This window comes from Aminobacter anthyllidis (assembly GCF_018555685.1).
Taxonomy (GTDB): domain Bacteria; phylum Pseudomonadota; class Alphaproteobacteria; order Rhizobiales; family Rhizobiaceae; genus Aminobacter; species Aminobacter anthyllidis.
The window spans coordinates 26,457-34,624 of sequence record NZ_JAFLWW010000019.1; the positions used below are offsets into that span (position 1 = coordinate 26,457).

Genomic DNA, 8,168 nt, shown 5'->3' on the forward strand with positions numbered 1-8,168 from the left:
CCACCGTCAGAACCGTCGGACATCGCGGAGTCTCCAATGGATATTAGAGAACTCTAAAACGCGAGGTTGCGAATCGGAAGCTACCCAGCGTCGCGCCCGGCCTTGGTTTGTCGTGCAATCTTGACCAAGGCGTCGATGATTTCGTCGGGATATTCGTTTTCGGGGCAGAAATCGGCTGCGACCGCCCTTGCCACCTCACTGAGATCGACAGGACAACCCTCAGATGTTGCGATCTTGATGATGACGCCACGCATAATGCCGAAATCAAACGCGGTACCGCCGTTCTTCCCGTTGGAGCCTCCCATGGCATCCTCCCTAGCGATGGGGCGGAAGCCTGGTATTCGCTCACAGTCGGCGATGCCATTAAAAGTTACTACCGATGAGTCGTCGTCTATTGATATGGCGTCTCGTTTGCGGCGCCCTGAACCGTCAGGCGCTCCAGCAGCGAGGCCTGCCGAGGGTCGCCCTCCGGCGGGCCTTCGTTTTTGGAACTTAATGAGCCTATCAGAGTTTCTAGTTCTTCGGCGCATAGCCTCCCCCCTCCGGCCTATGCTCCGAACGAGGGCCTGCCAGACACAACCGTCCGGCAGGCCCTATTTCATTTCGGCATGAGGACCTCAATTACCGTTGCATGCCGAAGCTTCTCTTCGCCCTTTAGCCATGACCTTTAGGACCGGACAGCGGCCTTGTTGCCGCGGCGCCTATCGGGGTGGCAAAGTGGCTTGCGTGCAAGAACTCCAGCGCCCGGCATAGCTCGTCGCGCTTTGCCTGGGGGATGGCCGGTATCGCACGCCCGACGTAGGTCATGCGGTCGTCGGCCTCCATGGCCAGAAGAAGTGACGGCGCTGCTCCGTGTTTGCGCTCATAGTCGATCACGACGAACTCGCCTGTGATGTATGTCTTGGCTTCGACCCAATCCAAAGATGGGCCGCTGCGGTAGATGCTGGCGCGGCGCTTGGATACCATGCCTTCGAGATCCATCTTTTCCACCGCGGCGAAGAACTCGGCTCCTGAGCCTTCGAACGCCTGGCTGAATTGCAGCGGGCACGTGGGTCGGGGATCGCCGAGCAACTCATGCAGCTGCAGCCGCCGATCCTCGCAGCGCACTTGCGCAGGTCTTTGCCATCCAGTCCGAGCAGGTCGTCGGTATGCAGGGTGGTATGAACGCGGATCGGCGCTTGTCCTTCATGGATCAGCCGCAGCGAAAGCGGCCCGCTTGGTCTTTGCCAAGTCGGGCCGCCTGCATTGCGTGTTTGGGCGTGGCAGCCGACGCAATACTCAACTCTCGGACTTAGGCCCTGCATCGACGTCGCACCTCACCGTGCAAGGATGGGGGAGCCTAGCCAATTCGTACACAATGCAGCCGCATTCTTTTTTCGGGAAACTCTCTTTGGCTAGCAGAGGGTTATTCCATGTCGGGCACCTCACCGGCCCGGCAGAGGATTGTCGGTTCGCCATACTCGCCGATAACGGAGTTAGCTTCACGGCTCCAGGCGATAACGCCCGCGTGCTCGCTCTCGATTATCTTCGCTAAACGAACTGCAGCGTCCTCGCTCTGCATCTGGCGCGGATCGAACGCGGGCTTCAGGTCGCCTTCTTCGTCGCGGTTGAAGGCCGCTACCACGATCAGCTTCGGCATCTTCTGCTGAGGCACGACGTGACCGGTATTCGACATCGAGTAATCTCCTAGATCAACGACGCCTGGGATTGAGGTGAAACGAGTTGGGTCGGCGGAAGATCCACAACGGTCAGCATGTCGTCAGGCAGCGGACGCTGCAGCTTGCTCGCTTCTGACCAGGGTGCCGTTAGCCACGTGTCAATCTCGCCTTGCGTCGTCAGGATAACCGGCATGGCCTTTTCGTGGATCGGGGCGACAACAGCGTTCGGGCTGGTGGTCAGGAAAGCATAGACCTGCCAGTCGAGCACGCCATCACGAATGGTGCGGGCGCCACGCCAAGGCGTCCAGAGCCCAGCGAAGACCGCCAGCGGCTGGCTTTCGTTGAGCGCAAACCAGAAATTGCGATGCCGGCCAGTGAGGGGGTCTTTGTCACCTTCGACCGGGCTCGGCTCGGCGAAGCTGGTGAACGGCACGACGCATCTGCTCTCGACGCCGAGATGGGGGACCCAGTGCTTACTGTCGGTGTGTCGGATGTTGGTTACGCCCTTGTCGGGTTCTTTCTCGAGCAGTGCCTTGAAATCGACGGTCTGACCCTTCGCCTCGAGCTTTGCCGCGCGGGCCTTGGTCGCCTGAAATTGCACGTTCGAAGCCGTGGGCATTCCCCAGTTGAGCATTGCCAACTGCCGGCGCCCTTCGAAGTTGCGCACCACCGGCCCATTGCGGCCGGGATAGACGTCGATAGATGGTTCGAGATTGCCCGCGATGTCGTCGAGCACCTTGGTAAGCGCTCGCAGCTCGTCTTGGGATGATGAGAAATTGTAGAGGTTGCACATAGGGGGAGACTGCCGTGGCGTGGGGGTGCCGTCAATCGCGGCTGCACCCTAGTGGACCCTGATGATCACCGGGTTCATATGGAGCAGGGTCTCTGCCGCATGCCTTCACCGCGGCTTCCTGCGCCCTGTACCAGATGACCGAAATTCTCTCGTCTTCCCTGGTGGGTTCCAAATCTTCGCCGTCCAGCGAATAGAGCGGCTCGTGCGCATTCTCGACCTTCCATGTGGAGTAATCGCCTTGTTCAGGCGTCACGCCGTACATGTCGAGGATTGCCTGAGCTGCCGCGAGGCCCCGTTGCATTTCGTCTGGCGATGCGCCGGGGATTTCAAGCGTAAGGGGCATCAGCAGAGCCTCCCCGTAGATTTCTTGCCCTCGGGCTTGTGCTCGTAGCAGAACCAATGCGGCGTTTGCTTGCCTGTAGCGAAGCCCCATCCGCCATGCTTCTTGTAGCCGGGGTGCTCACAACAGTGCTCATAGATGCCGCCGGGCATGCGCGGTGCGGTGTTTGGCTCGTCACTCATGCCCATAGGTTAGCGTGATGTGAATTGACTCCGCAAGGAGTTTGTTCCTATTTCGTTCTCATGCCCGAGCCGAACCGAACAACACCCTTTCCGCTGTCCAAGCTGAACGATGCCCGCGATTTCGTCGAGGTTCGATGCGCCTATTGCAAGCGAGCGCACGTCTATTACCCGACCGACCTGATGCAGCTGTTTGGCGACGTCGACGTCGATTCTCTTTCCGGCCGGATGAAGTGCGAAAGTGTCCCAGGCGGCCATGGGTTCCTCAAGGTCGAGCGCATTTTCTCCGGCTCCAGGGAGATGGTGGGGGTGAAGATCCGCCGGCTTGTCGCCATCAAGATCAATCGAATTCCGGTCTGGAAGGAAGAATGACGGCCGCGAAGAAACGTGAGAACTCAAAGCGCTGGTATATCCGCAAGAACCTACCGCATCAGGTCGCCCTCCCGAATGACCTTTGCTGCATGGAGAACTACGACTTCCTTGAGCGGTACTGCCAGCGCTTCGAGCCTCGCCCGAGCACCCAGCAAGTCACGGCGAAATGGCCGAACGGCAAGCAGGAAGACTACCGGCTCTATTGCTTCGCGAGCAGAGCCGACGCTGACGTCTTTGCGGCCGAGTTCGAAGGAATTCACTTCGACCCAGCAAAGGACCGGGAGCGCGGCCGCGTCAACGGTGCCTGGCTACGAACCGATGAGTGGAAGCCGATCGAGCGTTGCGGGCCCCTTCAGTTGCCGAGGTTCTTCCGTGAGTATGGCCGCTGATCACCCGCACCAGGGCGCTTGACCTTCGGTCTCCAGATGATCGCATAGCCCTCGGCGAGCACCACCTTCTCTGCCAGCCGCCCATCGCTGAGCCTGATACGCACCAGCGGTCGGCGGCCTGAGGTGATCGGGCAGGCATGCTCATCAAGGCTCCAGCTCGTCGGGTTCTGCCTTGTTCAGTGCGCGGGTTTGCCACCTGTTCCGCCAATCCCGATGGAAGACCTGGGCAGCAGCGTCTGCCCATCCGCAATGTTGCGACCACTCCATTTTCATTGCTGCATAATCGACCGATCCAAGTCGCTTTTGTCACTTGGTTGCTACGACCTTTCATCTATCAAACAAATCTTGCTGGGGCTGTATCGCTCCGGCGACCGCAATAGAATGGAAGACCGACGCCACTCGCTTGGAAGGTGCCTCTTACCAAGCGGGTCATGTATCGTGTCAGGCAATTCTCCAGCTCGATTGCACTCATGAACAAGGCTCGGCGCAGCAGCGGCTCGGCCATCTCGCACACGTATCCAAGCCCTTTCGAGACCATGCCATGATAACAATCGACGCATCTCCAACTTGGCAGGACATCGCGCGGATCGGCGATGGTGAGACGCTGGCACTTGCGCCTGCCGCCTGGGAGCGGGTCGCATTCGCAAACCGGATCGTGGCGCGAATAGTTGAAAACGGCATTCGCGCCTATGGCGTGAATACCGGCGTTGGCGCGCTGTCGAACACGGTGGTCGAACCTGCCTTGCTGCAGCGACTTTCTCGCAACATCATTTTCAGCCACGCTTGCGGGGTCGGTGATCTGCTGCCGGAGCGCAGCATCCGTGCCATCATCGCATCGCAGGTGGCCAATTTTGCGCACGGCCATTCCGGAGTGCGACCAGAGGTCGTTCTCAACTTGCTGAGCTTCCTGGAGCGCAACTGCATCCCAGAGGTGCCGTCTCGAGGGTCGGCGGGATATCTCACGCACAACGCACACATTGCCCTGGTGTTGATCGGCGAGGGCAGGGCGTGCGTCGCAGGGCGTCGGATGAACGGGGGTGACGCACTGGCCGCTATTGGAATTGAGCCACTGGTGCTCGGCGCCAAGGAAGGCCTCAGCCTGGTCAACGGTACAGCCTGCGCTACTGGACTTCTGTGCGTGGCATTGGCACGCGTCGAACGCCTGTTGCGCTGGGCCAATGCAGCTGCGGCCCTGACGCTCGAGGCCGCCGGCGGCCAAATGGCGGCCTTTGACGAGCAAGTCCTCGCCATGCGCCCGTCGCCCGGTATCGAGGCGGTCGGCGCAACACTGCGCGGGTTGCTCGAGGGCAGCGGCCTGATTGAGGCGGCCCGCGGGCAGCGCACACAAGATGCGCTCAGCCTTCGCGCTATACCCCATGTGCATGGTGCCGCACTTGAGGTGATGGAGCGTTCCGCACAGCTGGTCGACCGCGAATTGGCTTCCGTCACGGATAATCCTGCTGTCTCGGGTACGCTGGAAAACCCACTGGTCTTTTCAGAGGCGCATGCAGTTGCGCCCGCTTTGGGTCAGGCTGCCGACAGTCTGACGATCGCTCTGGCTCAGGTGGCGGCCATGAGCGAGCGACGCATCGACCGCCTGGTCAATCCACTGGTCAACGATCTGCCGGCGTTTCTCGCCAGCGAAGGCGGCTGCAATTCTGGCTTCATGATCGCGCAGTATACCGCCGCTTCGCTGAGCAACGTGAACCGCCGCCTGGCGGCCCCGGCTGCGACGGACGGTGGTGTCACATCCGGCTTGCAGGAAGACTTCCTCGCCCATCCAACCGTTGCGGCCAACAAGCTGCTCGCGGTCATCGACAACGCCGAATACATCCTGGCAATTGAACTGATGGCGGCAGCGCAGGCGCATGACTTCCTGGCCGGCAAGAAAGGGCGCGCCCCTCGAACAGATGCGATCTATCGCACTGTTCGCGAGCACGTGGCACATTATGCAGACGACCGCCCGCTATCATGGGACATGGAAACGCTCCGCGATTTCATTCGCTCGGCGGATGCGCCCAACAGGCTGACCAGCCGGTATGCGCTGCTTGAGCCGCTGCAGGCGAAACGTCCACCACCAGCTTGAACAGGCAATCTCCCGGCTCGGTTAGTGCAGGAGCCCGTTGGCAGGCAACGAGACCAGACTTCGCGAACTGCACCAATCTGGCAGGCTCGGACGGCCCGGCAATCGGATGAATGACGCCGGCAAGATCTCCCGCCTGAACCTCGTCTCCCACGGCCACGGCAGGCTCGAAGATCCCTCTGACGGGCGCGTAGGTGAACGCCTGCCTGCCATCGACCCGCATGGATCGCGTTGCATCAGCCGGTTCGACAATAGCGTCGGGCAGGATGCCCATGTGCTTCAGCACGCGCAGCACGCCGTCTCGGGCAAGGGCTTCGCCTTTCCGTGACATCGTCGCGCCACCGCCGAGTTCGGTCGTCAGGGCTGGAATGCCGAGCATCTGGGCTATTGCTGACAGTGTCGAGGCGCCGCCGCCGCCGGAACCGTCACTGATCGAGCCGATTGGAGCGCCGAAGACGCGCATGAGTTCGATCAGACTTGCCGTCTCGGCTGCGGTCTTGCCCACGCGGATCAGGCAGCAGGGGAGATAGAGCAACGAGGTGCCACCGGAATGCAGGTCGATGACGATGTCGGCGAGCGGCAGCAGCACCTCAGAGACATAGTGGGCGATCATGTCAGTCGGTGTGCCATTGGCGTCGCCGGGAAACATCCGGTTGAGATTACCCTGATCGAGCGGCGACACGCGTCTGCCTGCGTCCACCGCGGGATAGTTCAATGCTGGCAGGATAATGATGCGGCCGCGGAGCTCGCTTGCATCGAGTTGCCGGGCGAGCTTGCTGAGCGCCACCTGGCCCTCATACTCATCGCCATGATTGCCGGCGACAAGCAGTGCAGTTGGCCCGTTGCCATTCCTGATGCAGACGATGGGGATCGGAATGGTGCCATAGGCCGACCGATCGCTCGAAAACGGCAAACGCAGGCACGATATCTGCTTGCCGTCCTTGTCGAAGTCGATGTCCGTCCAGATGCGTGTGTCGGTTGCCACCGGTCCGTCCTCTCAATGCAGCAGCGTGTTGAGGAAAGACTGGGCGCGCGGATGACTGGGTGTCGAAAAGAACGTCATCGGCGACGCCTGCTCGACAATGCTGCCCTGATCCATGAACACCACCTGGTCGGCAACTTCCCGGGCAAAGCCCATCTCATGGGTGACGCAGATCATCGTCATGCCCTCGTGAGCCAGCCCGGTCATGACGTCGAGCACCTCCTTGACCATTTCGGGATCGAGCGCGGAGGTTGGCTCGTCGAACAGCATGAGGCGCGGGTTCATGCAGAGCGCCCGCGCAATCGCCACCCGCTGCTGCTGTCCGCCTGACAATTGCGCGGGATATTTGTCGGCTTGTTCGGGAATACGGACCTTTTCGAGGAAATGGCGCGCCAGGCTCTCAGCCTCCTTGCGCGGCATGCGAAGTACCCGCCGCAGCGCCAGCGTGCAGTTCGACAACACGGTCAGATGTGGAAACAGGTTGAAGCTCTGGAACACCATTCCGGTCTGGCGACGGGCGAGTGCTGTCTCCCTGGCATTGTCACCCAGCCTGATCGTGGCAAGTGTGACGGTTCCCTGCTGGTAGGCTTCAAGTCCGTTCAGGCAGCGGATCAGCGTCGATTTGCCTGAACCGGACGGTCCGCAGATCACGACGCGGGATCCGCTTGGGATGGTGAGGTTGACCTCCTTCAACACATGGAAGGCGCCATACCACTTGTTGAGCGAGGATATCTGGACGGCAGGTTTGTCGTCTGTCTGGGTCATGGAGTATCTCTACATTCGCTTGAAGATAGCGAGCCAAGTATTTGTTTTTGTGAGGGCGTAGTCAGCCGTTGGGGTTACCGGCCTGCCGGCTATCTGGTTGTCGGTCCCAGCAGGCGGGTCTCGAGCCGTTTGATGGCCAACGAGATGAGGAGTGCGAGACCGAGAAAGATCAGGCCCGCGACCGTCAGCGGCTCGGCGTAGCGGTAGGTCTCGGAGGCAATGTCGAAGGCACGTCCCAGCATCTCCGGCACCGCAAGCACCGCCAGATAAGGCGTCGCCTTGAGGATAGAGACGAAGTAGTTACCCATGGGTGCTGCGATGTTGCGCAGCATCTGCGGGGCGATGACAAAGACGGTCATATCGATCCTGCCGAGCCCAAGTGCCCTTGCGGCCTCCGCCTGACCGTTGGGGATGGCATCGATGCCGGCCTTGAACACCTCGGCGAGATAACCGCTGTAATAGAGGCTGAGCCCGATCATGCCTGTGGCAAGCGCACCAAGGCGAATGCCGTAAAACGGCAGGATGAAATACAGGCAATAGAGCCAGACCAGCACTGGCGTCGCCCTGATGAAGTCGATCAGGAAGCGGACGAACAGCCCTCCCAACC

General features: G+C 60.7%; 11 protein-coding genes. 3 read left to right on the top strand and 8 right to left on the bottom strand.

Annotation, left to right across the window (positions count from 1 at the left end):
- Window positions 1-80: 80 nt before the first annotated feature.
- From J1C56_RS32250 to J1C56_RS32270, 5 genes are all read right to left on the bottom strand, one after another.
- Window positions 81-305, bottom strand: coding sequence for a hypothetical protein (locus tag J1C56_RS32250; RefSeq protein WP_214393993.1), 225 nt, complete (start codon window positions 303-305; stop codon window positions 81-83).
- A gap of 349 nt (window positions 306-654) precedes the next feature.
- Window positions 655-1,071 (bottom strand): DNA ligase-like domain-containing protein, encoded by a 417-nt coding sequence (locus J1C56_RS32255; protein ID WP_214393994.1) that lies wholly within the window; start codon window positions 1,069-1,071, stop codon window positions 655-657.
- Window positions 1,072-1,405: 334 nt separating this feature from the next.
- Window positions 1,406-1,675 (bottom strand): hypothetical protein, encoded by a 270-nt coding sequence (locus J1C56_RS32260; protein WP_214393995.1) that lies wholly within the window; start codon window positions 1,673-1,675, stop codon window positions 1,406-1,408.
- An 11-nt stretch (window positions 1,676-1,686) separates the two neighbouring features.
- On the bottom strand, window positions 1,687-2,451 hold the full coding sequence (locus J1C56_RS32265; protein ID WP_214393996.1) for an SOS response-associated peptidase: 765 nt from the start codon (window positions 2,449-2,451) through the stop codon (window positions 1,687-1,689).
- A gap of 31 nt (window positions 2,452-2,482) precedes the next feature.
- A complete protein-coding gene (locus J1C56_RS32270) occupies window positions 2,483-2,794 on the bottom strand; it encodes a hypothetical protein (RefSeq protein WP_214393997.1) in 312 nt (103 codons plus the stop codon).
- Window positions 2,795-3,033: 239 nt separating this feature from the next.
- On the opposite strand from J1C56_RS32270, the gene J1C56_RS32275 reads away from it, so the two are divergent.
- From J1C56_RS32275 to J1C56_RS32285, 3 genes are all read left to right on the top strand, one after another.
- Window positions 3,034-3,342 carry a hypothetical protein gene (locus J1C56_RS32275; protein ID WP_214393998.1) on the top strand — a complete coding sequence of 103 codons (309 nt, stop codon included), beginning with the start codon at window positions 3,034-3,036 and terminating at the stop codon, window positions 3,340-3,342.
- Entirely contained in the window at window positions 3,339-3,731 is a 393-nt protein-coding gene (locus tag J1C56_RS32280) for a hypothetical protein (protein ID WP_214393999.1), read from the top strand. Before J1C56_RS32275 ends, J1C56_RS32280 begins: the two co-directional genes overlap by 4 nt.
- Before the next feature lie 541 nt (window positions 3,732-4,272).
- The gene (locus J1C56_RS32285; RefSeq protein WP_214394000.1) at window positions 4,273-5,817 is read left to right on the top strand and encodes an HAL/PAL/TAL family ammonia-lyase; all 1,545 of its coding nucleotides are present in this window, start codon (window positions 4,273-4,275) and stop codon (window positions 5,815-5,817) included.
- Here J1C56_RS32285 and J1C56_RS32290 read toward each other — a convergent pair.
- The 3 genes from J1C56_RS32290 to J1C56_RS32300 all read right to left on the bottom strand — a co-directional run.
- Complete coding sequence (locus J1C56_RS32290) at window positions 5,729-6,799, bottom strand: succinylglutamate desuccinylase/aspartoacylase family protein (protein ID WP_214394001.1); 1,071 nt, start codon at window positions 6,797-6,799, stop codon at window positions 5,729-5,731. The two genes, J1C56_RS32285 and J1C56_RS32290, sit on opposite strands and share 89 nt — an antisense overlap.
- Before the next feature lie 12 nt (window positions 6,800-6,811).
- Window positions 6,812-7,561 (bottom strand): amino acid ABC transporter ATP-binding protein, encoded by a 750-nt coding sequence (locus tag J1C56_RS32295; RefSeq protein WP_214394002.1) that lies wholly within the window; start codon window positions 7,559-7,561, stop codon window positions 6,812-6,814.
- 89 nt (window positions 7,562-7,650) lie between these two features.
- The coding region (locus tag J1C56_RS32300; protein WP_214394003.1) for an amino acid ABC transporter permease at window positions 7,651-8,168 on the bottom strand (518 nt) is incomplete at its 5' end.

Coding starts and splice junctions, on each gene's coding strand:
- J1C56_RS32250 (WP_214393993.1), bottom strand. CDS start 305: ATGGGAGGCTCCAACGGGAAGAACGGCGGTACCGCGTTTGATTTCGGC.
- J1C56_RS32260 (WP_214393995.1), bottom strand. CDS start 1,675: ATGTCGAATACCGGTCACGTCGTGCCTCAGCAGAAGATGCCGAAGCTG.
- J1C56_RS32265 (WP_214393996.1), bottom strand. CDS start 2,451: ATGTGCAACCTCTACAATTTCTCATCATCCCAAGACGAGCTGCGAGCG.
- J1C56_RS32270 (WP_214393997.1), bottom strand. CDS start 2,794: ATGCCCCTTACGCTTGAAATCCCCGGCGCATCGCCAGACGAAATGCAA.
- J1C56_RS32275 (WP_214393998.1), top strand. CDS start 3,034: ATGCCCGAGCCGAACCGAACAACACCCTTTCCGCTGTCCAAGCTGAAC.
- J1C56_RS32280 (WP_214393999.1), top strand. CDS start 3,339: ATGACGGCCGCGAAGAAACGTGAGAACTCAAAGCGCTGGTATATCCGC.
- J1C56_RS32285 (WP_214394000.1), top strand. CDS start 4,273: ATGATAACAATCGACGCATCTCCAACTTGGCAGGACATCGCGCGGATC.
- J1C56_RS32295 (WP_214394002.1), bottom strand. CDS start 7,561: ATGACCCAGACAGACGACAAACCTGCCGTCCAGATATCCTCGCTCAAC.